Origin of the sequence: Actinoplanes sp. NBC_00393, assembly GCF_036053395.1 — a bacterium.
Lineage (GTDB): Bacteria > Actinomycetota > Actinomycetes > Mycobacteriales > Micromonosporaceae > Actinoplanes.
In genome coordinates, this window is sequence record NZ_CP107942.1 from 10,413,745 (window position 1) to 10,439,748 (window position 26,004).

The 26,004-nt window shown below is 68.9% G+C and carries 20 protein-coding genes and 1 tRNA gene; 15 read left to right on the forward strand and 6 right to left on the reverse strand.

Annotation, left to right across the window (positions count from 1 at the left end; translation table 11 throughout):
- Positions 1-777: 777 nt before the first annotated feature.
- Positions 778-1,650, reverse strand: coding sequence for a GNAT family N-acetyltransferase (locus tag OHA21_RS48335; protein WP_328467196.1), 873 nt, complete (start codon positions 1,648-1,650; stop codon positions 778-780).
- Between the two features lie 204 nt (positions 1,651-1,854).
- Between OHA21_RS48335 and gltB the strand changes: the two genes are divergently transcribed.
- From gltB to OHA21_RS48355, 4 genes are all read left to right on the forward strand, one after another.
- Positions 1,855-6,384 (forward strand): glutamate synthase large subunit, encoded by a 4,530-nt coding sequence (gltB, locus tag OHA21_RS48340; protein ID WP_328479001.1) that lies wholly within the window; start codon positions 1,855-1,857, stop codon positions 6,382-6,384.
- Positions 6,377-7,846: a glutamate synthase subunit beta gene (locus OHA21_RS48345; protein WP_328467198.1), complete on the forward strand. Its 1,470-nt coding sequence runs from the start codon at positions 6,377-6,379 to the stop codon at positions 7,844-7,846. Before gltB ends, OHA21_RS48345 begins: the two co-directional genes overlap by 8 nt.
- A gap of 258 nt (positions 7,847-8,104) precedes the next feature.
- Positions 8,105-9,541, forward strand: a complete 1,437-nt coding sequence (gene pyk / locus OHA21_RS48350; protein WP_328467200.1) for a pyruvate kinase — start codon at positions 8,105-8,107, stop codon at positions 9,539-9,541.
- The gene (locus tag OHA21_RS48355; protein WP_328467202.1) at positions 9,538-10,416 is read left to right on the forward strand and encodes an acyl-CoA thioesterase; all 879 of its coding nucleotides are present in this window, start codon (positions 9,538-9,540) and stop codon (positions 10,414-10,416) included. Before pyk ends, OHA21_RS48355 begins: the two co-directional genes overlap by 4 nt.
- An 87-nt stretch (positions 10,417-10,503) precedes the next feature.
- On the opposite strand, the gene OHA21_RS48360 is transcribed toward OHA21_RS48355, so the two are convergent.
- Positions 10,504-11,409, reverse strand: a complete 906-nt coding sequence (locus tag OHA21_RS48360; RefSeq protein WP_328467204.1) for a DUF308 domain-containing protein — start codon at positions 11,407-11,409, stop codon at positions 10,504-10,506.
- Positions 11,410-11,758: 349 nt separating this feature from the next.
- A tRNA-Leu gene (locus OHA21_RS48365) sits at positions 11,759-11,835 on the reverse strand.
- Positions 11,836-12,016: 181 nt separating this feature from the next.
- Here OHA21_RS48365 and OHA21_RS48370 point away from each other — a divergent pair.
- From OHA21_RS48370 to OHA21_RS48420, 11 genes are all read left to right on the forward strand, one after another.
- Entirely contained in the window at positions 12,017-12,631 is a 615-nt protein-coding gene (locus tag OHA21_RS48370) for an ANTAR domain-containing response regulator (RefSeq protein ID WP_328467206.1), read from the forward strand.
- Positions 12,632-12,847: 216 nt separating this feature from the next.
- Positions 12,848-14,011, forward strand: coding sequence for a branched-chain amino acid ABC transporter substrate-binding protein (locus tag OHA21_RS48375; protein WP_328467208.1), 1,164 nt, complete (start codon positions 12,848-12,850; stop codon positions 14,009-14,011).
- 82 nt (positions 14,012-14,093) lie between these two features.
- Positions 14,094-15,044: a branched-chain amino acid ABC transporter permease gene (locus OHA21_RS48380; protein ID WP_328467210.1), complete on the forward strand. Its 951-nt coding sequence runs from the start codon at positions 14,094-14,096 to the stop codon at positions 15,042-15,044.
- Positions 15,041-16,144: a branched-chain amino acid ABC transporter permease gene (locus tag OHA21_RS48385; protein ID WP_328467212.1), complete on the forward strand. Its 1,104-nt coding sequence runs from the start codon at positions 15,041-15,043 to the stop codon at positions 16,142-16,144. Before OHA21_RS48380 ends, OHA21_RS48385 begins: the two co-directional genes overlap by 4 nt.
- Entirely contained in the window at positions 16,141-17,037 is an 897-nt protein-coding gene (locus tag OHA21_RS48390) for an ABC transporter ATP-binding protein (protein WP_328467214.1), read from the forward strand. Before OHA21_RS48385 ends, OHA21_RS48390 begins: the two co-directional genes overlap by 4 nt.
- Positions 17,027-17,737, forward strand: coding sequence for an ABC transporter ATP-binding protein (locus OHA21_RS48395; RefSeq protein ID WP_328467216.1), 711 nt, complete (start codon positions 17,027-17,029; stop codon positions 17,735-17,737). Before OHA21_RS48390 ends, OHA21_RS48395 begins: the two co-directional genes overlap by 11 nt.
- A gap of 25 nt (positions 17,738-17,762) precedes the next feature.
- A complete protein-coding gene (locus tag OHA21_RS48400) occupies positions 17,763-18,662 on the forward strand; it encodes an ABC transporter substrate-binding protein (protein WP_328467218.1) in 900 nt (299 codons plus the stop codon).
- 10 nt (positions 18,663-18,672) lie between these two features.
- Positions 18,673-19,671, forward strand: a complete 999-nt coding sequence (locus OHA21_RS48405; protein WP_328467220.1) for an amino acid ABC transporter permease — start codon at positions 18,673-18,675, stop codon at positions 19,669-19,671.
- Positions 19,668-20,438, forward strand: coding sequence for an amino acid ABC transporter ATP-binding protein (locus tag OHA21_RS48410; RefSeq protein ID WP_328467222.1), 771 nt, complete (start codon positions 19,668-19,670; stop codon positions 20,436-20,438). Before OHA21_RS48405 ends, OHA21_RS48410 begins: the two co-directional genes overlap by 4 nt.
- Before the next feature lie 53 nt (positions 20,439-20,491).
- On the forward strand, positions 20,492-23,185 hold the full coding sequence (gene polA, locus OHA21_RS48415; RefSeq protein ID WP_328467224.1) for a DNA polymerase I: 2,694 nt from the start codon (positions 20,492-20,494) through the stop codon (positions 23,183-23,185).
- Positions 23,186-23,868: 683 nt separating this feature from the next.
- Positions 23,869-24,186 carry an ArsR/SmtB family transcription factor gene (locus tag OHA21_RS48420; RefSeq protein ID WP_328479003.1) on the forward strand — a complete coding sequence of 106 codons (318 nt, stop codon included), beginning with the start codon at positions 23,869-23,871 and terminating at the stop codon, positions 24,184-24,186.
- 315 nt (positions 24,187-24,501) lie between these two features.
- On the opposite strand, the gene OHA21_RS48425 is transcribed toward OHA21_RS48420, so the two are convergent.
- From OHA21_RS48425 to OHA21_RS48435, 3 genes are read right to left on the reverse strand one after another with little or no spacing between them, the layout of a single operon-like run.
- On the reverse strand, positions 24,502-24,825 hold the full coding sequence (locus tag OHA21_RS48425) for a DUF3140 domain-containing protein (protein WP_328467226.1): 324 nt from the start codon (positions 24,823-24,825) through the stop codon (positions 24,502-24,504).
- Positions 24,818-25,036: a DUF2945 domain-containing protein gene (locus tag OHA21_RS48430; RefSeq protein ID WP_328467229.1), complete on the reverse strand. Its 219-nt coding sequence runs from the start codon at positions 25,034-25,036 to the stop codon at positions 24,818-24,820. Before OHA21_RS48430 ends, OHA21_RS48425 begins: the two co-directional genes overlap by 8 nt.
- Positions 25,033-25,887: a class I SAM-dependent methyltransferase gene (locus OHA21_RS48435; RefSeq protein ID WP_328467231.1), complete on the reverse strand. Its 855-nt coding sequence runs from the start codon at positions 25,885-25,887 to the stop codon at positions 25,033-25,035. The genes OHA21_RS48430 and OHA21_RS48435 overlap by 4 nt, the downstream gene beginning before the upstream one ends.
- Positions 25,888-26,004: the final 117 nt, after the last annotated feature.

Here is a 26,004-nt window from a genome sequence, read left to right on the forward strand (position 1 = left end):
CGCTGGGCGTCAGCCGCAACCGTCGGGCTGACCGTGGGCGCTGTTTCCGGGGTCGGGAAGCGACGGTGGGTGTCAGCCGCAGGTTTCGGGCTGACCGTGGGCGCTGTTTCCGGGGCCGGGAGGCGACGCTGGGCGTCAGCCGCAACCGTCGGGCTGACCGTGGGCGCTGTTTCCGGGGCCGGGAGGCGACGCTGGGTGTCAGCCGCAACCGTCGGGCTGACCGTGGGCGCTGTTTCCGGGGTCGGGAGGCGACGCTGGGTGTCAGCCGCAACCGTCGGGCTGACCGTGGGCGCTGTTTCCGGGGTCGGGAGGCGACGCTGGGTGTCAGCCGCAACCGTCGGGCTGACCGTGGGCGCTGTTTCCGGGGCCGGGAAGCGACGCTGGGCGTCAGCCGCAACCGTCGGGCTGACCGTGGGCGCTGTTTCCGGGGCCGGGAAGCGACGCTGGGCGTCAGCCGCAACCGTCGGGCTGACCGTGGGCGCTGTTTCCGGGGTCGGGAAGCGACGGTGGGTGTCAGCCGCAGGTTTCGGGCTGACCGTGGGCGCTGTTTCCGGGTCTGCGAGGGGCGGGGTTTGCAAGATCAGGTTGTGCGGGGAGGTCTCACACGGCGATTCACCCGTTCGACACAGTCGTTTGTTATGGGCGGGGAGCAGCGGCGGGCTGCGGGACGCGCGGGATCGGTAAGGAGCAGAAGGCAGTCGGGTGCTTACGGCGTACCAAATCTTGGGAACTGTGAGGGAATCGCGGAGGCCGCGGCAGACTGCGGGTTTGCGGGTCTCAGAGCGGCGCCGCCGCCGGCTCGCCGATGCAGGCCGTGCCCACCCGGCGGAAGCCGACCTTGGTGTAGAGCCGCGCCACATCGTCGTCCCCGGCGGAGAGGAAGACGAGGTGCACGCCGGTGGCCAGCAGCCGCCCGGCCAGAGTGGCCGTGAGCTGCGACGCATACCCCCGCGAGCGCGCCGACGGGAGCGTGGCCACCCCGACGATCTCGGCCACGTCGCCCACCCGCTGGCTGGTTGCGGTCGCCACGATGCCGTCGGTCGGTGACTCGACCACCGCGGTCAGGTAGTCACCGCTGTCGAACAACTCCCGGGCCTGCTGCACCGCCTCCTCGCTGAGCGGCGCCGCGGCGTCCCGTTCGGCCGGGCCCGCACCGTCGATGACCAGCGTTTTCTCGGCGACTTCCAGGGGCGCGCGATGCGCCGGGGCGCCGAAGCCGAGCCGGGCCACGGCCCGGGCCGCACGCAGGTCGGCGGCGAAGCTGGGCGCCGCGGCGTCCAGGTAGCGGATCCGGCCGTTGCGGACCGGGAGATCGGGTACGAGCGCCGCGGGATCCAGCGTCAACAGGGGTGCCAGCAGCACGTCCAACCCGGCGGACCGGGCGATCGCCAGCAGGTCGGGCGTGGTCTCGTGGACCCACTCGAACGCCTCGGGCAATCCCAGTTCCCGCTGGCGTTGCCGGGTCGCGGTGATGTCCGCGGCGGAAGGGGTGTGCGAACCGAGCCTCGGCCGTGCATAGTAGGGCCAGCCCTCTCCCTGGCGTATGAAGAGAATCAACGAGCCGATCTCCTCGATCCGCGCCCAGGGGCGAGGCAAAGCGTCGTAGAACCGCTCGAGTCGGTCGAAGAGGCCGGAATCCACTGGCGCCATCGCGCGAGACTACCGGTCGGCGGACCGGCTGTGCTATTCAGTTCCTCCGCAGATCGGTGCGAGGTGTGATCAATCCGCATCTGGCGGAGATCAGTGTCTCTTAACGTAGACTCAAGAGACTTTGCAGGGCCGACGTCGTCCCGACCTCGAAACGAAACACCAGAGACGACAGGAGGCCCGGTGGCATATCCGCACCCTCAGGGGATGTACGACCCGGCGTACGAGCGTGACGCCTGTGGTGTGGCCTTTGTTGCCGACATTCACGGCCGTCGCTCCCACGACGTGGTTGCCAAAGGCCTTTCCGCGCTTATTCGCCTGGACCACCGGGGCGCGCGCGGCGCTGAGCAGAACACCGGTGACGGCGCCGGCATCATGATCCAGGTTCCGGACGAGTTCTACCGCGCGGTGACCGGTTTCGACCTGCCGCCCGCCGGGAGCTACGCCGCCGGTCTGGCCTTCCTGCCCACGGACCCCGACGATGCGGCCCGGGCGATCAAGGTCTTCGAGAAGTACGTGCTCGTCGAGGGCGGCGAGGTGCTCGGCTGGCGGGACGTCCCGGTGGACCCGGACGACCTGGGCGCCAGCGCCGAGGACGCGCGCCCCACCATCCGGCAGGTCTTCCTGGCCGCGCACCGGCTCACCGACTCGCCCGCCGGCCCGGCCGGTGAGCAGCTGTCCGGCATCGAGCTGGACCGGGTGGCGTTCTGCATCCGCAAGCAGGCCGAGCGGGAGACCTCGCAGCGCGGCGTCGCGGCGTATTTCCCGTCGCTGTCCTCGCGGACCATCACGTACAAGGGCATGCTCACCCCGGAGCAGCTGCCGGCGTTCTTCCCGGATCTGACCGACGAGCGGGTCTCCAGCGCGATCGCCCTGGTGCACTCCCGGTTCTCCACCAACACGTTCCCGTCGTGGCCGCTGGCGCACCCGTACCGGTTGATCGCCCACAACGGTGAGATCAACACGATCCGCGGCAACAAGAACTGGATGGCCGCCCGCGAGGCGTTGCTGTCGTCGCCGAACCTCCCGGGCAACATCAAGCGGCTCTTCCCGATCAACTCGCCGGAAGCGTCCGACTCGGCGAGCTTCGACGAGGTGCTCGAGCTGCTCCACCTGGCCGGTCGCAGCCTGCCGCACGCGGTGCTGATGATGATCCCGGAGGCCTGGGAGAACGACCCGGAGATGGAGCCGAAGCGGCGCGCGTTCTACCGCTTCCACGCCAGCCTGATGGAGCCGTGGGACGGCCCGGCCGCGGTGGCGTTCACCGACGGCACGGTCATCGGCGCGGTGCTGGACCGCAACGGCCTGCGCCCCGGCCGCTGGTGGCACACCGCCGACGGCCTGGTGGTGCTCGGCTCCGAGGCCGGCGTCATCGACCTCGACCCGGCCACGGTGGTGGCCAAGGGCCGTCTGCAGCCCGGCAAGATGTTCCTCGTCGACACCGAGGCCGGCCGCATCGTCCACGACGCCGAGATCAAGGCCGAGCTGGCCGCCGCCGAGCCGTACGCGGACTGGCTGCACGCCGGGATCATCGAGCTGAAGGACCTGCCCGCCCGCGAGCACGTGATCTACACGCACGACTCGGTCACCCGCCGTCAGCAGGTCTTCGGCTACACCGAGGAGGAGCTGAAGATCCTGGTGGCGCCGATGGCGCGGACCGGTGCCGAGCCGCTCGGCTCGATGGGCACGGACACCCCGATCTCGCCGCTCTCCACCCGGCCGCGGCTGCTGTTCGACTACTTCCACCAGCTGTTCGCGCAGGTCACCAACCCGCCGCTGGACGCGATCCGGGAGGAGCTGGTCACCAGCCTGGCGGGGACCATCGGGCCGGAGGGCAACCTGCTGAACCCGGGTCCGGCGAGCTGCCGGCAGATCGCGTTGCCGTACCCGATCATCGACAACGACGAGCTGGCCAAGATCCTGTCGATCGACGAGGACGGTGACCTGCCCGGTTTCAAGGCGGTCCGGGTCTCCGGGCTGTACCCGTTGCGGGACGGCGCGGCCGGCATCAAGGCGCGGCTCACCCAGATCTGCCGGCACGTGTCGGAGGCCATCGAGGACGGCGTACGCATCCTCGTGCTGTCCGACCGCGACTCCAACGCGGACCTGGCGCCGATCCCGTCGCTGCTGCTCACCGCCGCGGTGCACCAGCACCTGGTCCGCGAGCAGACGCGTACCCAGGTGGCGCTGGTCGTCGAGTCCGGTGACTGCCGCGAGGTGCACCACGCCGCGGTGCTGATCGGCTACGGCGCGGCCGCGGTGAACCCGTACCTGGCGTTCGAGAGCGTGGACGACCTGATCGCCACCGGCGCGCTGGCCGGGCTGGACCCGAGCAAGGCGGTCCGCAACTACGTCAAGGCGCTCGGCAAGGGCGTCCTGAAGATCATGTCCAAGATGGGCATCTCGACCGTGTCGTCGTACTGCGGGGCGCAGGTGTTCGAGGCCGTCGGCCTGAACAGCAAGCTGCTCCAGCGGTACTTCGTCGGCACCTCCGGCCGGATCGGCGGGGTGGGTCTGGACGGGATCCACGCCGAGGTCAAGGCGCGGCACGCGAAGGCGTACCCGGCGAACCAGGCCGAGCGGACGCACCGCCGCCTCGAGGTCGGCGGCGAGTACCAGTGGCGCCGCGAGGGCGAGGTCCACCTGTTCAACCCGGAGACGGTCTTCCTGCTGCAGCACGCCACGCGCTCCAAGCAGTACGACGTCTTCCGTAAGTACACCGAGAAAGTGGACGGTCTGGCCGCGGAGGCGGGGCACCTGCGGGGTCTCTTCACGTTCGCCGCGAACCGGACGCCCGTCCCGATCGACGAGGTCGAGCCGGCCAGTGAGATCGTCAAGCGGTTCTCCACCGGCGCGATGAGCTACGGCTCGATCTCCGCCGAGTCGCACGAGACCCTGGCCATCGCCATGAACCGGCTGGGCGCCAAGTCCAACACCGGTGAGGGCGGCGAGGACGTCGAGCGGCTCTACGATCCGCAGCGGCGCTCCGCGATCAAGCAGATCGCGTCCGGCCGGTTCGGCGTGACCAGTGAATACCTCGTCAACGCGGACGACCTGCAGATCAAGATGGCGCAGGGTGCGAAGCCCGGCGAGGGTGGTCAGCTGCCCGGTAACAAGGTGTGGCCGTGGATCGCCAAGACCCGGCACGCCACCCCGGGCGTCGGGCTCATCTCGCCGCCGCCGCACCACGACATCTACTCCATCGAGGACCTGGCCCAGCTGGTTCACGACCTCAAGATGGTCAATCCCGCTTCGCGCGTACACGTGAAGCTGGTTTCTGAGATCGGTGTCGGAACCGTCGCTGCCGGCGTGGCCAAGCTGAAGGCCGACGTGATTCTGATCTCCGGTCACGACGGTGGCACCGGCGCGTCGCCGCTGAACTCGCTGAAGCACGCCGGCACCCCGTGGGAGCTCGGCCTGGCCGAGGCGCAGCAGACGCTGCTGCTGAACAAGCTGCGGGACCGGGTCACCGTGCAGGTCGACGGTCAGCTCAAGACCGGCCGTGACGTCGTCATCGCTGCCCTGCTGGGCGCCGAGGAGTTCGGCTTCGCGACCGCGCCGCTGATCGTCTCCGGCTGCATCATGATGCGGGTCTGTCACCTGGACACCTGTCCGGTCGGCATCGCCACGCAGAACCCGGTGCTGCGCGAGCGCTACACCGGCAAGCCGGAGTTCGTGGAGAACTTCTTCATGTTCCTCGCCGAGGAGGTCCGTGAGCTGCTCGCCGAGCTCGGCTTCCGCAGCATCGACGAGGCGATCGGTCACGCCGAGGTGCTCAACGTGGCCCCCGCGGTGGACCACTGGAAGGCCAAGGGTCTGGACCTGGGCCCGGTGCTCTACGTGCCGGAACTGCCCGAGGGCGCGTCCCGGCGCGGCATCGTCGCCCAGGACCACGGCCTGGAGCTGGCCCTGGACAACGAGCTGATCGCACTGGCCCAGCCGGCGCTGTCCGAGGGCACCCCGGTCCGCGCCGAGCTGCCCACCCGCAACGACCAGCGCAGCGTCGGCGCGATGCTGGGCGGCGAGGTCAGCCGGCGGTACGGCGGCAACGGCCTGCCCGACGACACCATCGCGTTCACCCTGCGGGGCACCGGTGGCCAGTCGTTCGGCGCGTTCCTGCCGCGCGGCGTGACCCTGCGGTTGATCGGCGACACCAACGACTACGTCGCGAAGGGCCTCTCCGGTGGCCGGGTGATCGTGCGTCCCGCCGAGGACGCGCCGTTCACCGCCGAGGAGAACACCATCGCCGGCAACACCATCCTGTACGGCGCCACCGGCGGCGAGGTGTTCCTGCGCGGACGTGTCGGTGAACGTTTCGCGGTTCGCAACTCCGGCGCGTCGACGGTTGTCGAGGGTGTCGGCGACCACGGCTGCGAGTACATGACCGGCGGGGTCGTGGTGGTGCTCGGCCCGACCGGGCGCAACTTCGCGGCCGGCATGAGCGGCGGCAAGGCGTTCGTGCTCGACCTCGATCAGTCCCTGGTCAACCCGGAGCTGGTGGACCTGGCGCCGCTCACCGACGACGAGCGCGACACGCTGCGCTCGCTGGTCGAGAAGCACCATGCCGAGACCGACTCCGCGGTCGCCGGCAAGCTGCTCAAGGACTGGAACACCGCGGTGGAGCAGTTCACCGCCGTGGTGCCGCGCGACTACAAGCGCGTGATGGAACTGATCCGGACCGCCGAAGCCGCCGGTCGCAATGTGGACGAGGCGGTTATGGGGGTTACCAGTGCCTGATCCGAACGGTTTCCTCCGGTACGAACGGCAGCTGCCGAAGCGCCGCCCGGTGCCGGTGCGCATCCGGGACTGGAAAGAGGTCTACCCGCCCGCGGGTGAGGAGCTCATCCGGGACCAGGCGACCCGCTGCATGGACTGCGGCATCCCGTTCTGTCACGACGGCTGCCCGCTGGGCAACCGCATCCCGGACTGGAACGACCTGGTGCGTACCGGGGCGTGGGACGCGGCCGCCGAGTCGCTGCACGCCACCAACAACTTCCCGGAGTTCACCGGGCGGCTCTGCCCCGCGCCCTGCGAGGCGGCGTGCGTGCTGGGCATCGGCGACGACCCGGTGACCATCAAGCAGGTCGAGGTGGAGATCGCCAACCACGCCTTCGGGCGGGGCCTGGTGCCGCAGCCGGCGCCGGTGGCGTCCGGCAAGTCGGTCGCGGTGGTCGGTTCCGGTCCGGCCGGCCTGGCGGCCGCCCAGCAGCTGGCGCGAGCCGGCCACGCGGTCACGGTCTACGAGCGCGACGACCGGATCGGCGGTCTTCTCCGGTACGGCATTCCCGACTTCAAGATCGAGAAGGATGTGATCGACGCCCGCCTGGTCCAGATGGCGGCCGAGGGCGTCGTCTTCCAGACCGGGGTCGAGGTGGGCGTCGACGTCACCGCCGACGACCTGCGTGACCGGTACGACGCGGTGCTCCTCGCCGCGGGCGCGCTGGCCGGCCGGGACACTCCGGAGACGCCCGGACGGGACCTCAACGGTGTGCACCTGGCCATGGAGCACCTGGTCCCGGCCAACCGCATCGTCGCCGGCCTGCAGGACACCACGCCGATCGACGCCAAGGGCAAGCACGTCATCATCATCGGTGGCGGCGACACCGGCGCGGACTGCCTCGGTGTGGCCCACCGTCAGGGCGCGGCCTCGGTCACCCAGCTCGACCAGTACCCGTTGCCGCCCGACGTCCGCACCGGCGTCAAGGACCCGTGGCCGACCTGGCCGATCATCCTGCGCAACTACGCCGCGCACGAGGAGGGTGGCGACCGGGTCTTCGGCGTCGCCGTCCAGGAGTTCGTCGGCGACGGGAACGGCAACCTCACCGCGATCCGGATCGCCGAGGTTCAGGTGCAGCGGATCGACGGTGTGCGTACGGTCACCGTCACTCCGGGCTCGGAGCGCGAGCTGCGCGCCGACCTGGTGCTGCTGGCGATCGGTTTCGAGGGCACCGAGGACCAGCCGCTGCTGGCCCAGTTCGGGATCAGCCGCAACCGCCGGGGGGTGCTCGACGCCGACCGGTCGTGGCAGACCGAGGCCGAGGGCGTGTTCGTCGCGGGCGACATGCACAAGGGCGCCTCGCTGATCGTCTGGGCGATCGCCGAGGGCCGGGCCGCCGCGGCCTCGATCCACCAGTACCTGGGCGCAGCCGGTGAGCTGCCTGCCCCGGTGCGCTCGGACCAGCAGCCGCTGTCCGTCTGACTTCGGTCCGCCCGAAAGCCCGCCACCCGGATTCGGGTGGTGGGCTTTCCGCTGCTCAGAGCAGCCTCAGCGCGGGCTTGCGGTATGTGCCGTCGGTCGCACTGAGGCGACCGATAAGCTGAACCGGCGGTCGCTGAAGCCCGCGGACGACGCAGCGCACCCCGTGGAACTCGCGGGTTGACCTCGCCGTCGACACCCGCAGTTCATGCCGAGGACGGGGGTCGGCCGCCGGGCCGCCCCAGAAGAAGGACTAGCCTGATGGCCGTGACACGCCGCGCAAAAATCGTCTGCACGATGGGCCCCGCCACCAAGTCGCCCGAGCGCATGCTCGGCCTTGTGGAGGCGGGCATGAACGTGGCCCGGATGAATTTCAGCCACGACACCCGCGAGAACCACAGGGAGATGTACGAGCTGGTCCGTGCGGCCGCGGAGCAGGCTGACCGCCCCGTCGCCATCCTCGCCGACCTGCAGGGCCCGAAGATCCGGCTCGGCAAGTTCGCCGACGGCCCGCACCGCTGGGAGACCGGCGACCGGGTCGTCATCACCAGCGAGGACATCCTCGGCACCAAGGAGCGCGTCTCCTGCACCTATACGAAGCTGCCGCACGAGGTCAAGACGGGTGACCGTCTCCTCATCGACGACGGCAAGGTCGCGGTCGAGGTCACCGGCGTCGAGGGCGAGGACATCCAGTGCCTGGTCGTCGAGGGCGGCCCGGTCAGCAACAACAAGGGCGTCTCCCTGCCGAACGTCGCGGTGAGCGTCCCCGCGCTGAGCGACAAGGACGAGGAGGACCTGCGCTTCGCCCTGGGTCTCGGCGTCGACCTGGTCGCGCTGTCGTTCGTCCGCGCGCCGGAGGACATCAACCTGGTCCACAAGATCATGGACGAGGAGGGCCGGCGCGTCCCGGTCATCGCCAAGGTGGAGAAGCCGGAGGCGGTCGAGCACCTCGAGGCCATCGTGCTCGCCTTCGACGGCGTCATGGTCGCCCGTGGTGACCTGGGCGTCGAGCTGCCGCTGGACCAGGTCCCGCTGGTGCAGAAGCGGGCCGTGCAGCTGTGCCGGGAGAACGCGAAGCCGGTCATCGTCGCGACCCAGATGCTCGACTCGATGATCGAGAACTCGCGCCCCACCCGCGCCGAGGCCTCGGACGTCGCCAACGCGGTGCTCGACGGCACCGACGCGGTGATGCTCTCCGGCGAGACCAGCGTCGGCAAGTACCCGGTGCTCACCGTCAGCACGATGGCGAAGATCGTCACCACCACCGAGGCCGGTGGGCTCGGCGTGGCGCGGCTGCAGCACGATCCGCGTACGCACGGTGGCGCTCTCACCGTCGCCGCCTCGCAGATCGCCCGCAACATCGGCGCCAAGGCGCTGGTCGCGTTCTCGCAGACCGGTGACACTGTGCGCCGCCTCGCCCGGCTGCACTGCGACCTCCCGCTGTACGCGTTCACCCCGGTCAGCGAGGTCCGCAACACCCTGGCCCTGAGCTGGGGCGTGGAGACCTTCCTGACCGACTTCGTCGAGCACACCGACGACATGTTCCGTCAGGTCGACGCGAAGATGCTGGGTCTGGGCCTGGCCAAGCCCGGCGACTACGTCGTCGTGGTGGCCGGTTCCCCGCCGAACGCGCCCGGTTCCACCAACACGCTGCGGGTGCACCAGCTCGGCTCGCTCGTCGACCCGGCGACGGTGTGACCTTGCGCCTCCGGGGACAGGCCGCCGTCGATCAGCTTCTGGAACTGCTGGACCTCCGGCAGATCGACGCGGCCACCTTCGAGGGCGACAGCCCGCAGACGGGTGCCCAGCGCGTGTTCGGCGGCCAGGTCGCCGGGCAGGCGCTGGTCGCCGCGGGCCGCACCGTCGATCCCAGTCGCCTGGTGCACTCGCTGCACGGCTACTTCGTGCGGCCGGGCGACCCGACCGTGCCGATCACCTTCCACACGGAGCACATCCGCGACGGACGGTCCTTCTCGGTACGCCGGTCCACCGCGAAACAGCACGGCAAGACGATCTTCTTCATGTCGGCGTCGTTCCAGGTCCCCGAGGAAGGGCTGGACCACCACACGCCGGCGCCCGAGGACGTGCCGGCGCCCGAGGACGTCCCCACCATGCTGGACTGGGTGGAGAAGTACCCGGACCGGATGGCGCTGTTCAAGGCGGCGCCGCAGGCGGTCGACGTGCGCTACGTGGGCGTACCCGGCTGGGTCCCGCCCGGCGACCGTGGCGTCCAGCCGCAGCAGCGGGTCTGGATGCGTTTCGACGGCAAGCTGCCGGACGATCCGCTGCTGCACGCCTGCGCCCTGACGTACGCCTCCGACCTCTCCCTGCTCGACGCGGTCCTCTCCACGCACGGCGAGGTCTGGGGCCCGGGCGGCGTGATCGGCGCGAGCCTCGACCACGCGCTCTGGCTGCACCGCCCGTTCCGGGCCGACGAGTGGTTCCTCTACGACAGCGTCAGCCCGTCGGCCAGCGGCTCCCGCGGCCTCGCCAGCGGGCGGATGTTCACCCGGGACGGCCGGCACATCGCCAGCGCCGTCCAGGAGGGTCTGCTGCGCCGCATCGGCGGCTGATCCGCGGTGCACCCCGCCGGGAGTGGATCCCGGCCCGGCGACTGACCGATTCGGATCCACCACCGGCGGGGCCGGGGACAGGCTTGCTCACCGGGTTCCCGCGGGCCGGTCCGTGTCACCGGGCCGCCCTGCGGGCAGGCCTTCGACGCCTTCCGGGGTGTCCGGCACCGGCGGCAGGTCCTTCGGCACCGTGGTGCTCACCCGGGGCCCGCCGATGCCGGCCTGTGCCAGCATGTTGTCCAGGTCCGCCGTCGTGCGTACCACCTGCTCGTGGAACGAGTCGCCGGTCGTCTCCCCGGTGATGGTGGCCGGGCTGGTGGGTGTGGCCTCACCGGCGATCACGGTCGGGCCGCCGCTGCGGGCGCGGTGCCGGGCCCGCGAGCGTGCCGGTGCGCCCTCGAAGTCGGTCAGGCCTGCCGAGTACCCGGCCACGCCCGCCGCGCGCTCCGGCGGCAGCTCGAGCACGTCCCTACCCTTCGCGGCGATCTCCCGCAGCCGCAGCGCGGTCACCAGGTCGGCCACCGCCCGCAGCGCGCCGAGCGCACCGAGCGTCACCAGAAGCAGATCCCCGGTACGCGAGAACGGGCTGGCCGAGAAGAAGCCGAGTCCGGTCTCGAGCACCCCGATCGTCACCAGCAGGCTCCACACCCGGTCCGAGCCACGGGTCATGATCCCGACCGCGACGTCCACCGCGCCGCGCACCATCAGATACCAGCCGATCAGCGAGGCCGGGGTGGCGAACGTGGAGTCCGGGGCGGTCAGCATCACCACGCCGGTAGCCGTGAACAGCGCGGTCAGGATCGCGTTCAGCCACCACGTCCGGGTTCCGGCGAGGGTGCGCAGCAGCTCGCAGACGGCGCCGAACAGGATGATCGGTCCGGCCACGCTCGCGACGTCGGTGGGTTCCAGCCGCATCACCACCCAGGCGATCACCAGCCAGGCCGCCCCCGCGAACATCAGGAAGCCCCACATGCTCCCGCGTGCAACGGTCAAGGGCGAAGAACCGGACCACAACATGACGCCTCCCGCAGCAGCTGTCCCTGCCATGACAGCATCCGGGGCAGGTCCCGGCCCGGGGTTCGCCGAGATTGGCCAAGATCACATTCCGCGGTCAGCGGCCGCTATTCGCTTCCCGGAATCGTCGCCGTAATCGCCGGTGGAATTCGTTGTCACGGCCGTAACGCGCCGGCCGCCACAATGAAATGGAAAGCGTCGCCGAATCTATTTCGCCCGGCGCGGTGACGCGGGCCGGCGTGGCTGTGCAGCGGCTGGTTCGAGCGCGGCGAAACCTGCGGATTCACAAGATCAATCGACTGATGACTGTCGAATGGATTGTTTTCAGTGGTGCCCCCGGTGGGATTCGAACCCACACTGTATGGTGTTTGAGACCATCTTCTCTGCCGGTTGGAATACAGGGGCCGACGCACTCATCTTGGCATGCCTGGCCGCTGCATATCGAACCGGGCTGTGTTTGCCGGAACAGCGAGCCGGAGTTGGTCCTGCCAGGATGAGTCCTCGACAGCCTACCCACTAGGCTTAGGGAGGCGGTACCCACATACCGGGGTGTCGCGACATCGACGTTCTGGGGGTAGGGGTTTCCGTGGCCGACACGCAGGCTGGTGCCGAGCGCAAGCGGGTGCTCATCGCCGAGGACGAGGCCCTGATCCGGCTGGACCTCGCCGAGATGCTCGTCGAGGAGGGCTACGACGTCGTCGGGGAGGCGGGCGACGGCGAGACCGCCGTGCGCCTGGCCGAGGACCTGAAGCCGGACCTGGTGATCCTGGACATCAAGATGCCGATCATGGATGGTCTGGCGGCCGCGGAGCGGATCGCCGGCGGCCGGATCGCGCCGGTGGTGATCCTGACCGCGTTCAGCCAGCGTGATCTCGTCGAGCGGGCCCGCGCGGCCGGCGCGATGGCGTACCTGGTGAAGCCGTTCCAGAAGTCCGACCTGGTGCCGGCCATCGAGATCGCCCTCTCGAGGTATTCGGAGATCGCCGCTCTGGAGTCCGAGGTGGCCGGGCTGACCGACCGCCTGGAGACCCGCAAGTCGGTGGAGCGCGCCAAGGGCGAGCTGATGACGAAGTACTCGATGACTGAACCGCAGGCCTTCAAGTGGATCCAGCGCACCGCGATGGACCACCGGATGACGATGCGTGAGGTCGCGGATCGCATCCTCGCCGAGGGGCAGGAGCCGGGGCCCGCGCAGGTCTGAGTCGACCTTGACAGTCGATGGCTTGTAACACTCTTCCCGCGCGTCCGGTCACGGCACGTAACGGTTCGGTGAAAGCCCGTTTGAACTCTACCTACCTGTGACTCTCCTGGGATAGCGTCCGGCCCCATGACGGGCTGAGGGCGCCTGATGCCGGTACGCAAGTGCCAATCAGCGCCTCGTGGCTCGGTGGGTTCGGTATGGAGGAGGGTTCCAACCTTGAGGCAGGTTCTCGCACGAGCGATCGGCGGAGTGGCCATCATCGGGCTGCTGGCCGGTTCGGCAGCTTGTAATAAGGATACGAGCAGCGATACGGCGACGGGTTCGAACTGCGGCTACAAGCTTGCGTTCTTCGGCGCGCTCACTGGCCCGGCGGCCAACCTGGGTGTCAACATCTCGCAGGGCTTCGAGCTCGCGATCACCCAGTTCAACGAGAAGAAGGGGTCGACCTGTATCGAGGTCGTCAAGTTCGACTCGCAGGGCGCAGCCGAGGTGGCTCCGGGTGTGGCCCGTAGCCTGGTGGCGGACAAGAAGATCATCGGCATCGTCGGCCCGGCGTTCTCGGGTGAGTCCGAGGCGGCCGACCCGATCTTCGAAGAGGCCGGTATCCCGACGATTTCCCCGTCGGCGACCCGCGTCTCGCTGTCTACGAAGGGGTGGAAGACCTTCCACCGCGCAGTGGCGAACGATGACGCGCAGGGCCCGGCCGCGGCCGCGTACATCAAGGACACCCTGAAGGCCGAGAAGGTCTTCGTCGCCGACGACCAGTCCGCCTACGGCGCCGGTCTCGCCGACGTCGTCAAGCAGAAGCTGGGCGCCACGGTGGTGGCCAGTGACAAGACCGAGGGTGACGGCAAGCAGACCGACTTCTCCGCCCTGGTGCAGAAGGTCGTGTCCAGCGGCGCGACCGCCCTGTTCTACGGCGGCTACTACGCCAACGCGGGTCTGATCCGCAAGCAGCTGACCACCGCCGGGTGGAAGGGCACCCTGCTGGGCGGCGACGGCATGAAGGACCCGGGTCTGGCCAAGGCGGCCGGTAACGCCGCTGCCGCCGGCACCGTGGTGACCTGCCCCTGCTCGCCGGCCGAGGCCGCGGGCGAGGAGTTCAACAACGCGTTCAAGACCAAGTGGGGCGTCCCGGCGGGTACCTACTCCGACGTCGCCTACGACGCGGCGAACGTCTTCCTGCAGGGCATCGAGGCGGGCAACACGACGACTGAGAAGCTCAACGAGTACCTCTCGACCGTCAACTACAAGGGTATCGCCAACACGTACAAGTGGACCGCCACGGGTGAGCTCGACCCCACTCTGATCAAGGTGTGGGCGTTCAAGTTCGACGACGCGGGCGTGGACAAGGCGGACGTGGAGATCAAGGTTTCCTGACCGTTCGGCGGTAACTCTTTGAAGGGCCGGTGTGGCCGGATGATCTCCGGCCACACCGACCTCGTCGTTTTGGAGCCCTCTTGTGAATTTTTCCGGTCTGATTCAAGATTTCGGGCCGCTGACGATCGCCGGCCTTACGCAGGGTGCAATCATCGCCCTGTTCGCCTTGGGCTACACCCTCGTCTACGGCGTTCTTCGGCTGATCAACTTCGCCCACTCCGAGGTCTTCCTCGTCGGCACGTACGCATGTCTGATCGTCTGGGGCTTCTTCGGCCTCGACCAGAACTCGCCGACGCCCGGCGTCGGAGCCGTGATCGGCTACCTGCTGATCGGCGTGGTGGCCGCGATCCTGATCTCCGGCGTCACGGCGATCGGTGTGGAGCTGGTGGCGTACCGGCCGCTGCGCCGGCGTAACGCGCCGCCGCTGGCCTTCCTGATCACCGCGATCGGCGCCTCGCTGTTCATCTCCGAGGTCGTCGGCGTTCTCACCCATCGTGCGCAGAAGGGTGTGCCGCCCCTGATCCAGCCGAGGGACGTGCTGGTCATCGGCAACATGCACATCACCAACCTGCAGATCCTGATCATCGTCACCGCGCTGGTGATGATGTTCGTCCTGGACCAGTTCATCAACCGGTCCCGGCTCGGCCGGGGTATCCGTGCGGTGGCGCAGAACCCGGATGCCGCGGCCCTGATGGGCGTCAACAAGTCCCGGGTGATCCTGCTGGTCTTCCTTCTCGGCGGCATGATGGCGGGTATCGCCGCGATCATGTTCGACCTGAAGATCGGTATCACCCGGTTCGACGTAGGCTTCCACCTCGGCATCGATGCGTTCACGGCCGCCGTCCTCGGTGGTATCGGTAACCTTCGCGGTGCGCTGCTGGGTGGCCTGCTGCTCGGTCTGGTGCAGGTCTACGCGGCGAGCCTGCTCGGCTCGGAGTGGCTGAAGGCGGCGTCGTTCATCATCCTGGTGCTGATCCTGCTGTTCCGCCCGACCGGCCTGTTGGGTGAGTCGCTGGGGAGGGCACGAGCATGAGCACGGCCAAGGAGAAGACGAACGGCCGCGCGGTGCGGGGCCTGTTCGGCCGGCAGCCCGTGGGCGTCCGGATCGCCGTCATGGTGCTGGTCGCCGTGGGCGCGTACATGCTGCCCTACGTCGGATCCATCCCGCTGATCGGCCCGCAGATCGTCACGCAGGGCATCGACTGGTCCAGCGCGCTGTTCAACATGTCGTACTACGTTCTGCTGGCTCTCGGCCTGAACGTGGTGGTCGGCTACGCCGGTCTGCTCGACCTCGGATACGTCGGCTTCTTCGCCGTCGGTGCGTACTGCACGGCGCTGCTGACCTCTCCGGACAGCGTCCTGAAGACCGAGTGGGCGTGGCTGTACTCGATCCCGATCGCGCTGGCCATCACCATGGTCGCGGGCGTGGTGCTGGGCTGGCCGACGCTGCGACTACGCGGTGACTATCTGGCGATCGTGACGCTCGGCTTCGCCGAGATCATCCGGATCGTGGCGACGAGCACCGACTTCCTCCGGGGCGAGCGCGGCTTCAGCAGCATCCCGCACCCGCCCGGCCAGGGCACCGACGGCAAGCCGATCTTCGGTGTGGCCGACGCCACGCCGTACTTCTGGCTCGGTCTCACCGTGATCATCCTGGTTATCCTGGGTGTGCGGAACCTGGACCGCAGCCGGGTCGGCCGGTCCTGGCTGGCGATCCGGGAGGACGAGGAAGCCGCCGAGATCATGGGCGTGCGCACCTTCAAGTACAAGCTGTGGGCGTTCGCGATCGGCGCCTTCATCGGTGCGCTGGGTGGCACGATCTGGGCCGGCAACCAGAACTTCATCAACTCGGCGACGTTCCAGCTGCAGTTCTCGATCCTGGTGCTGGCGGGTGTGGTCATGGGTGGTTCCGGCAACATCGCCGGCGCGATCCTCGGCGGCGCCCTGATCTCCTACATCCCGGACCGGCTGCGCGGCATCGAGGTGAACGGCGTCGACCTGTACGAGTACCGGTTCGCGCTCTTCGGCTTCGCCATCATTCTGATCATGGTGCTGCGGCCGCAGGGTCTGATACCGAGCAAGCGGCGGGCGATGGAGCTGAAGGACCGGGAGAAGGAGGTGGCGCCGCAATGAGCGAGCCGCATATCGAGACTCCGGAGGAGTTGGACGCGGCCAACGCTCGCCGGTCCGACCTGCCGATTCCGACCGGTCCGGAGAGCAAGGAGGAGTGGAAGCCCACTCATCCGGCCGACCCGGACGCCCTGCTCGAGGTCGACGACGTGACGCTGCAGTTCGGCGGCGTGATCGCGCTCAACGGCGTCAGCTTCACGCTGCGCAAGGGCGAGATCTTCGGTCTGATCGGGCCGAACGGCGCCGGCAAGACCACCTGCTTCAACGCCATCACCGGTGTGTACCGGCCGACCAGGGGCGGGATCCGCTTCCAGGGCCAGTCGATCGTCGGCAAGAAGCGGCACCAGATCACCACGTCCGGCATCGCGCGTACGTTCCAGAACGTGCGTCTCTTCCCGGAGATGACCGCGCTGGAGAACGTGATGGTGGGTGCGGACGCCCACCACAAGACCAGCGTGATCAGCGCGCTGTTCCGGCTGCCGCGGCACTGGCGCGAGGAGCGGTCCGGCCGGGCCCGCTCGCTCGAGCTGCTCCGGTTCGTCGGCATCGAGCACCGGGCCGGCGAGGTCAGCCGGAACCTCTCGTACGGTGAACAGCGCCGTCTGGAGATCGCCCGGGCCCTGGCCACGAACCCGACCCTGCTCTGCCTGGACGAGCCGGCCGCCGGCTTCAACCCGGCGGAGAAGGTCGATCTCCTCAACCTGATCAAGAGGATCCGCGACACGGGCGTGACGGTCCTGCTGATCGAGCACGACATGCGTCTCGTGATGGGGGTGACCGACCGGATCGTGGTGCTGGAGTTCGGCAAGAAGATCGCGGAGGGCACGCCCGCCGAGGTGCGCGACAACCCGGCGGTCATCGCCGCTTATCTGGGGGTGCCCACCGATGCTGCTTGAGCTGAGCGACATCACCCTGCTCTACGGGCGGATCCAGGCCCTGCACGGGATCAGCCTGAACGTGGCCGAGGGCGAGATCGTGGCGCTGATCGGCGCCAACGGCGCCGGCAAGACGACCACCATGAAGGCGATCTCCGGTCTGCGCCCGGTCGCGAAGGGCACCGTCCGCTTCGACGGCCAGGACATCACGAAGATGCGCGCCGATCTGCGGGTGATCCGCGGTGTCTCCCAGTCGCCCGAGGGCCGGGGTGTCTTCCCCGGCATGACGGTCCGGGAGAACCTCGAGATGGGGGCGTACACCCGGAAGAACCGCTCGGAGATCAACCAGGACATGGAGCGGGCGTTCACCCTCTTCCCCCGGCTCAAGGAGCGGGAGAAGCAGGTCGGCGGCACGCTGTCCGGCGGTGAGCAGCAGATGCTCGCGGTCGGCCGCGCGCTGATGAGCCGGCCGAAGCTGCTCCTGCTCGACGAGCCGTCGATGGGTCTCGCCCCGATGCTGATCCAGCAGATCTTCGACATCATCGTCGAGATCAACCAGCAGGGCACGACCGTGCTGCTGGTGGAACAAAACGCGCAGCAGGCCCTCTCCCGGGCCCACCGCGCGTACGTTCTGGAGACCGGCCGGATCGTCAAGGAAGGCTCCGGCCAGGAACTGCTGCACGACCCCGCGGTGAAGGACGCCTACCTCGGCGTCGCCTGACTTCGCTTACCCCTAGGAGTACCCCATGTTCCGCACCACCCCCGGCCGGCGGGCGATCCTCGGCCTGGCCGTCGCGGCGGCGATGACCGTGTCGCTGTCCGCCTGTGCCGAGGAGTCGGGTTCCGGCTCCGACACGCCGGCACCGGCCACCTCCGCCGACACGTCGCTCGCCGACAAGGTCCCGGCCGACATCAAGGCCAAGGGCACCCTGGTGATCGGCAGTGACTCGACGTACGCGCCGAACGAGTTCCTCGACGCCGACGGCAAGACGATCATCGGGTTCGACGTCGACCTGTTCAACGCGGTCGCCGGCAAGCTCGGTCTGAAGACGGAGTGGCAGACCGCCACCTTCGACAGCATCATCCCTGGCGTGACCAGCGGGAAGTACGACGTCGGCGTCTCCTCGTTCACGATCAACGAGGAGCGGATGAAGGAGGTCAACATGGTCTCCTACTTCTCGGCCGGCACCCAGTGGGCGGCCAAGGCCGGCGCCACCGTCAACCCGGACGACGCCTGCGGCAAGAAGATCGCGGTGCAGACCGCCACGGTGCAGGTCGACGACCTGACCGCCCGGTCGAAGAAGTGCACCGACGCCGGCAAGCCGGCGATCACCATCGACCAGTACCAGGCCCAGTCGGACGCCACCAACGCCGTGGTGACCGGCAAGGACGAGGCCATGCTCGCCGACTCGCCGATCGTGGCGTACGCGGTGAAGCAGACCAACGGTCAGCTGGCCCTGCTCGGCGACATCTACGACTCGGCGCCCTACGGCTACGCGGTCGGCAAGGACAAGACCGAGTTCGCCAACGTGATCTCCGAGGCGGTCAACGCGGTGATCGCCGACGGCTCGTACAAGACGGCCCTCTCCCAGTGGGGCGTCGAGGCCGGCTCGGTCACCACCTCCGCGGTGAACCCGAAGGCCTGAGCCGTCCGGCATGACGGATCAGAACACAACCGAACGGGCACGGCCTGAGCCGATCAAGGCCGTGCCCGTCCGGCACCCCGGGCGATGGGTCGCCATCGTCGTTCTCGCGGTGCTCACCGCGATGTTCCTGCACATGCTCCTCACCAACGACGGCTTCCGCTGGTCGTTCATCTTCGTCTCGTACGAAGAGGGCAAGAACGGTGTGATGTTCACCGGCCCGGTGCTCGAGGGGCTGCGCGGCACCCTGCTGCTGACGGTCTTCTCGATGCTCATCGGTGTCGTGCTCGGCGTCGTCGTCGCGATCATGCGGCTCTCGCCGAACAAGATCCTCTCGTCGGTGGCGTGGATCTACACCTGGTTCTTCCGGGCCGCGCCGCGCCTCGTTCTCGCCGTGGTCTTCGGCAACCTGAACGTTCTGTGGAGCCGGGTCGGCTTCGGTCTGCCGTTCGACAAGCAGATCGGTGACCTGTTCGGCATCGACAACTTCAACGGCCAGTTCTTCAGCATCGAGTCCAAGGATCTGCTGGCCGGCTTCGTCGCCGCGATGCTCGCGCTCGGCCTGTCCGAGGCCGCGTACATGGCGGAGATCGTCCGGGCCGGCATCCAGTCGATCGACGAGGGCCAGGCCGAGGCCGCGGTGGCGCTCGGCATGTCCCGCGGTCAGGTGCTGCGCCGGATCGTGCTGCCGCAGGCCATGCGGGTGATCGTGCCGCCCACCGGCAACGAGGTCATCGCGATGTTGAAGGACACCTCGGTGGTCGCCTTCGTGCCGGTCACCGCGGAGCTCTTCTTCCAGCTCAGAGCCGTGTCAGCGCGTACCTTCGTGGTGCTTCCGGTCCTGATCGCCGCACTGATCTGGTATTTGATCATGTGCAGCGTCCTGATGATCGGCCAGTACTTCCTGGAGCGGCACTTCAGCAAGGGCTACGGCGCGGCGGGCAGGGCCCGCCTGCGGTTGCAGACCATCCAGGCCGAGCAGGGTGGCGTCGGCACGGGAGGTGTGACATGACCGAAAAATCGGTGATGGTACGCGCGGACAACGTCCACAAGTCCTTCGGCTCGCTGGAGGTGCTCAAGGGCGTCGACCTGACCGTCAACAGCGGTGAGGTGGCCTGCGTGCTGGGCCCCTCCGGCTCCGGCAAGTCGACGTTCCTGCGCTGCATCAACCACCTCGAGAAGATCAACGCCGGCCGGATCGAGGTGGACGGCGATCTCGTCGGCTACCGCGAACGCGGCGGGAAGCTGCACGAGATGGGGGAGCGGGACATCGCCCGCCAGCGCCAGTCGATCGGCATGGTGTTCCAGCGGTTCAACCTGTTCCCGCACATGACGGTCCTGCAGAACGTCATGGAGGCGCCGTGCCGGGTCAAGAGGGAGAGCAAGTCCGACGTACGCGACCGCTCGCTCGCACTTCTCGAACGCGTAGGGCTCGGCGCCAAGGTCGAGAACTATCCGGGCCAGCTCTCCGGTGGCCAGCAGCAGCGGGTGGCGATCGCCCGGGCGCTGGCGATGCGGCCCAAGCTGATGCTCTTCGACGAGCCGACCAGCGCGCTCGACCCGGAGCTGGTCGGTGAGGTCCTGGACGTCATGAAGGACCTGGCCAGAGAGGGTATGACCATGATCGTGGTGACCCACGAGATCGGCTTCGCCCGCGAGGTGGCCGACTCGGTCGTCTTCATGGACGGCGGGGTCGTGGTGGAGCAGGGTGCGCCGAACGAGGTCATCCAGAATCCGCAGCAGGAACGCACCAAGGCATTCCTGAGCAAGGTGCTGTAAAGCGGGCGGGGCGGTCGGCGAACTTGTCACACCCCGGGACTAGAGTTCCCGACGTGAGCGACGACGCCCAGACCCCCCGCCTGCTGCTGCTCGACGGCCACTCGCTGGCCTACCGGGCCTATTTCGCGCTGCCGGTGGAGAACTTCAGCACCCAGACCGGTCAGCACACCAACGCGGTGTTCGGCTTCACGTCGATGCTCATCAACATGCTGCGCGACGAGAAGCCGACACACATCGTCGTGGCCTTCGACGTCTCCCGGGTCTCCTTCCGCACCGAGAAATACGCGGACTACAAGGCCGGCCGGTCCGAGACGCCACAGCCTTTCCAGGGTCAGGTCAGCCTGATCAAGGAGGTGCTGGAGGCACTGCGCATCCCCGTGGTGGAGAAGCCGGGCTACGAGGCCGACGACGTGATCGGCACTCTCGCCACCCAGGCGCGCGAGGCCGGCATGGAGGTCGTCATCTCCACCGGCGACCGCGACGCGTTCCAGCTCGCCACCGAGCACGTCACGATCCTCTACCCGGTGCGCGGCGTCTCCGAGGTCTGGCGCATGACGCCCGAGGCGATCGAGGCGAAATACTTCGTGCCACCCCACCGCTACCGGGACAAGGCCGCCCTGGTCGGCGAGACCAGCGACAACCTGCCCGGCGTGCCCGGTGTGGGCGACAAGACCGCCGCCAAGTGGATCAATGAGTTCGGCGGGCTGGACGGCATCGTCGCCAACGTCGACAAGATCAAGGGCAAGGCGGGGGAGAACCTGCGCGCCCACCTCGCCAACGTGTTGCGCAACTACGAGATCAACGCGCTGGTCTGCGACCTGGAGCTGCCGCTGCGCCCCGAGGACGTGCGCTGGCAGGGGTGGGATCGCGAGGCCGTGCACAGCGTCTTCGACGCCCTGGAGTTCCGGGTGCTGCGCGAGCGGCTGTATTCGTATCTGGAGGCGGTCGAGCCCGAGGCCGAGTCCGGCTTCGACCTCGACGGGCAGGTCCTGCGCTCCGGCGCTGTGGCCGGCTGGCTGGGTGAGCACGCCCGCCTCGCCCCGGTCGGCGTCGCGGTCACCGGCACGTTCGGCCGCGGCACCGGCACACTCACCGGCATCGCCGTCGCCACCGGCGACGGTCCGGCCGCGTGGTTCGATCCGACCGCCCTCGACGAGGCCGACGAGCGTGCCGTTTCCGACTGGCTCGCCGACCCGGAGCGACCCAAGGTGATCCACGACGGCAAGCCGGCCCGGCTCGCCTTCCAGGCGCACGGCTGGCAGCTGGCCGGTGTCGTCACCGACACCGCGCTCGCGGCCTACCTGGCCAAGCCTGACCAGCGGGCCTACGACCTGACCGACCTGGCGCTGCGCTATCTGAAGCGCGAGCTGCGCGTCGAGGAGCCGCAGAGCGGCCAGCTCACCCTCGACGGCCTCGGCGACGACCAGGGCGCCGTCGAGGAGAGCGTGATGCTCCGCGCTCGCGCCACCCTCGACCTGGCCGACGTGCTGACCGCCGAGCTCTCCCGCGACGGCGGCGAGTCCCAGCGCCTGCTCGCCGAGGTGGAGCAGCCGCTGTCGGTGGTCCTCGCCGAGATGGAGCGGCGCGGCATCGCCGCCGACACGGAGTATCTGTCGGAGCTGGAGGCGCACTTCGCCGCCGAGGTGAAGGCGGCGCAGCAGGCGGCCCACGAGGTCGTCGGCCGCGAGTTCAACCTCGGCTCGCCCAAGCAACTCCAGGAGATCCTCTTCGTCGAGCGCGGCCTGCCCAAGACCAAGAAGATCAAGTCGGGGTACACAACAGACGCCGACGCCCTGCAGAACCTCTTCGCCCAGACCGGCGACCCGGTCCTGGAGCACCTGCTGCGCCACCGCGACGTGGCCAAGCTGAAGTCGACGGTCGACGGCCTGCTCAAGTCGGTCTCCGACGACGGCCGCATCCACACCACGTTCAACCAGACCGTCGCCGCGACTGGCCGGCTGTCCTCCACCGACCCCAACCTGCAGAACATCCCGATCCGCACCGAGGAGGGCCGCCGGATCCGTCGCGCCTTCATCGTCGGTCCCGGTTTCGACCAGCTGATGACGGCCGACTACAGCCAGATCGAGATGCGAATCATGGCGCACCTCTCCGGCGACGAGGCTTTGATCGCCGCTTTCAACTCCGGCGCCGACTTCCACGCCGCCACTGCCTCGTCGGTCTTCCACGTCGGCCTCACCGAGGTCACCCCCGACCAGCGCCGCAAGATCAAGGCGATGAACTACGGCCTGGCGTACGGTTTGAGCGCCTTCGGCCTCTCCAACCAGCTGAGCATCTCCACCGAGGAGGCGCGCGGCCTGATGACGGAGTATTTCGAGCGCTTCGGCGGCGTCCGCGACTACTTGCAGGACGTGGTCCGCAAGGCCGGCCAGGACGGCTACACCGCCACCATCCTCGGCCGCCGCCGCTACCTTCCCGACCTGATCAGCGACAATCGCCAGCGCCGCGAAATGGCCGAACGGATGGCGCTCAACGCCCCCATCCAGGGCTCCGCCGCCGACATCATCAAAATCGCGATGCTGCGCGTCGACGAGGCCCTGAAGAGTTCCGGCCTGGCCTCCCGCATGCTCCTCCAGGTCCACGACGAGCTGGTCTTCGAACTGGCCCCCGACGAGCGCGAGCCGCTGGAGGCCTTGGTCCGCCGCGAGATGGGCGGCGCTTACCCGCTGTCCGTCCCGCTGGAAGTCTCGGTAGGCGTAGGCCGAGACTGGAACGGCGCCGACCACTGACCATCCGGCCGGCGGCCGCCCCCCATCTGCCCGCGCGTCCCGGTCCTTGAAACACCCCGCCGGCGGCTACCTCCACCAGCCGCCGGCGGCTTCCTCTAGCTGGCGCCGTGTCCGTGCCGGTCCTTGACCACCGCGCCAGCGGCTACCTCCACCGGTGCCGACTGCCTCGCAGGCTTGCGGTCCGTTCCCTGCGGCAGGCGCGGCCTAGTCAATGCTGGAGGCCCTGCCGATCACCGACGATCCCGCCGGGTAGGGCATCTCCCGCAGTAGCGGCCAGCCATCCCACCGGCCGGGCGCCTCCAGCAGCAGCCGCCCGGCCATTCCGGCTAATGACCATGCCGCCGGCGGACTCGTCGGCATCGCCCGAGTGGTCCACCCTCCCGGTCTCGTACCCGCCAGGCGATCTTGTTTTCCTCCGGCACCGTGCTTTCTGTGCGGGTCCGGCGTCGCCCTGTGAGGTGGGCAGGGAGGGCCGGTGCCGCTTCAGCAACCCTTCCGTGGCCTTTGTCGCATGATTTGCGGCGGTCTGCCACTCTGGTCCGATGCTTAGCGGATCTACGTCGGTGGGAACCGTCGCTGCGGTCGCGCCGACCGTGACCGGGGCGACCATCCCGGCGCCGGCCGCCGGCGGGGCGCCGGGCGTCGGCGGGGCGCCGGGCGTCGGCGCGCTCACCGACGGTCCGCTGGACGTGCCACAGGCCGGGGCGCTGGCGGGCGGTTTCAAGGCCCTGGGCGACCCCGTCCGGCTGCGACTGCTCTCGATGATCGCGTCGGCTCCCGAGGGCGAGATCTGCGTCTGCGACCTCAGCGCAGCATTCCCGCTGACCGGCCCGACGATCTCGCATCACCTGCGGATCCTGCGCGAGGCCGGCCTGGTCGACAGCGCTCGCCGCGGCACCTGGGTCTACTACCGACCGGTCCCGGCCAACCTGGCCAGACTCGCCGGTCTGCTCGACATCGGCCGCCGGCAAGCAGCATCCCGGACTTCCCGCGCCCACTGACCTGTCGCACCCGCTTGCACAGCGCGCGCTGAGCGAACCTGCCCGCTTGCACAGCGCGGGCTAAGCGAACCTGCCCGCTTACGCAGCGCGGGCTAAGCGAACCTGCCCGCTTGTGCGGGCGCACGCTGAGCCAACCAAGCCGCTTGTACGCCGCGCGCTGAACCAACCGGCCCGCTTGTGCGGGCGCACGCTGACCTAACCCGCCCGCAGGCCCGCTGCGGCGCGACCTGATCGGACCCGCCCGCGGTCGGCGGCTTGTGCGGCGCGCTGACCCAACCCGCCGCAGCCGACAGCGTTTTGCGATGCGGGGCCGGGCTACTTCTTCAGTGGGTCGTGGCCCCAGTTCATCAGGGAGTACCGCCACCGGCTCTCGGACACATCCCCGTCCGGGCGCTGCGCCATGTGCCGATGGACGTAGCCGACCACCTTCTGCATGTGCTTCTCATCGGCCTCGGTGAGATCACCCTTCTTCTTCCCGAGAATCCCGATGATCTTCCTTCCGGAGTCATGGCCGACCGACTCCCCGCCCGCGGAAGACTTCTGGCCGACCTCTTGCGACTCCGCAGTGTCGAGCCATTTGCGCAGCTCGGCAGGGGTCATGTTGACGGCGTCGCGGAATTCGGCGTACACCTCAGTCATTGCGGAGCGCCCCCGGCTTGTGCACGGCCTCGCGCCCCGTCTTGTCGCTCTTGACCTTGTACTGCGGCTCGTCCGGCGACGCGGCCACTGTCCGGCCGCCGGCCTCGGTGCGCTTGGTGATCTTCTGCTGGACGGTGCCATGGACACTCTCGCCATGGCTGCGCCAGGTCACCTTGTCGCCCTTTTTCAGGCTTTTCTTGGCACTGGTCATACCCAAGGCGATACCCCGGCCGGTCCCGAAGAAACTGACGAAACTGCAGGCAGGTGGCAGACGAAGATCGCGGTGCCGGGAAAGAGCCGTCCGCGCAGCGGGCTCCACTGCCCCCACACCTGCTCGTGCCCGTCGGGCCACTCCGGCTCGACCAGGTCCCGCAGCACGAACCCGGCCGCCACCAGCTCGCGCACGCGGTCGCCGACCGTCCGGTGCTGTTCCAGGTAGGTGACCTGGCCGTCGTCGTCGCGCTCGACGTAGGGCGACCGGTCGAAATACGAGTTCCGCACCACCAGGCCGCTCTCGTCGGGTTCGTCCCAGAAGACCCAGCGCATCGGGTGGGTCACCGAGAACACCCAGCTTCCGCCGGGCCGCAGCACGCGGGCCACCTCGCGCATCGCGGCGGCCGAGTCGGCGACGAACGGGATCGCCCCGAAGGCCGTGCAGACGATGTCGAACGAGTCCGCCCCGAACGGCAGGGCCATCGCGTCGGCTTGGACGAGCGGTACCCGTACCCCGCTGCGCTCTGCTGCCTCGCCCGCATGCCGCAGCATGCCTGCCGAGAGATCGAGGGCGACCGGATGGGCGCCCTCGCGGCGCAACCACCGGGAGGCAGCCGCGGCGCCGGCGCCCAGTTCCAAGATCTTTTTGCCGCGTACGTCTCCGAGCAGGCGAACGTCGGCTTCCCGGAGGCGTTCGGGGCACCAGACGAAATCGACGTCACCCAGGAAACTGCCGTGTTCGCACTGGTAGTCGTCGGCGTCAAGATCCCACCAGGCTCGGTTCGCGTGACGTGCCTCCGCCTCGGTCACGCGTCGGCGGGAGGTCTCGACAGTGGGGATCTCGGTCACCCGGCAACGGTACGGCAGGCGTGTCAGCCGTCCCGATTCGGCTTATAACGGGCATGCTGACGGGTTCCCAGCGAACAATGTGCCGCGGTCCTCAGGAGGGCTTGCAACCTGTGGTAA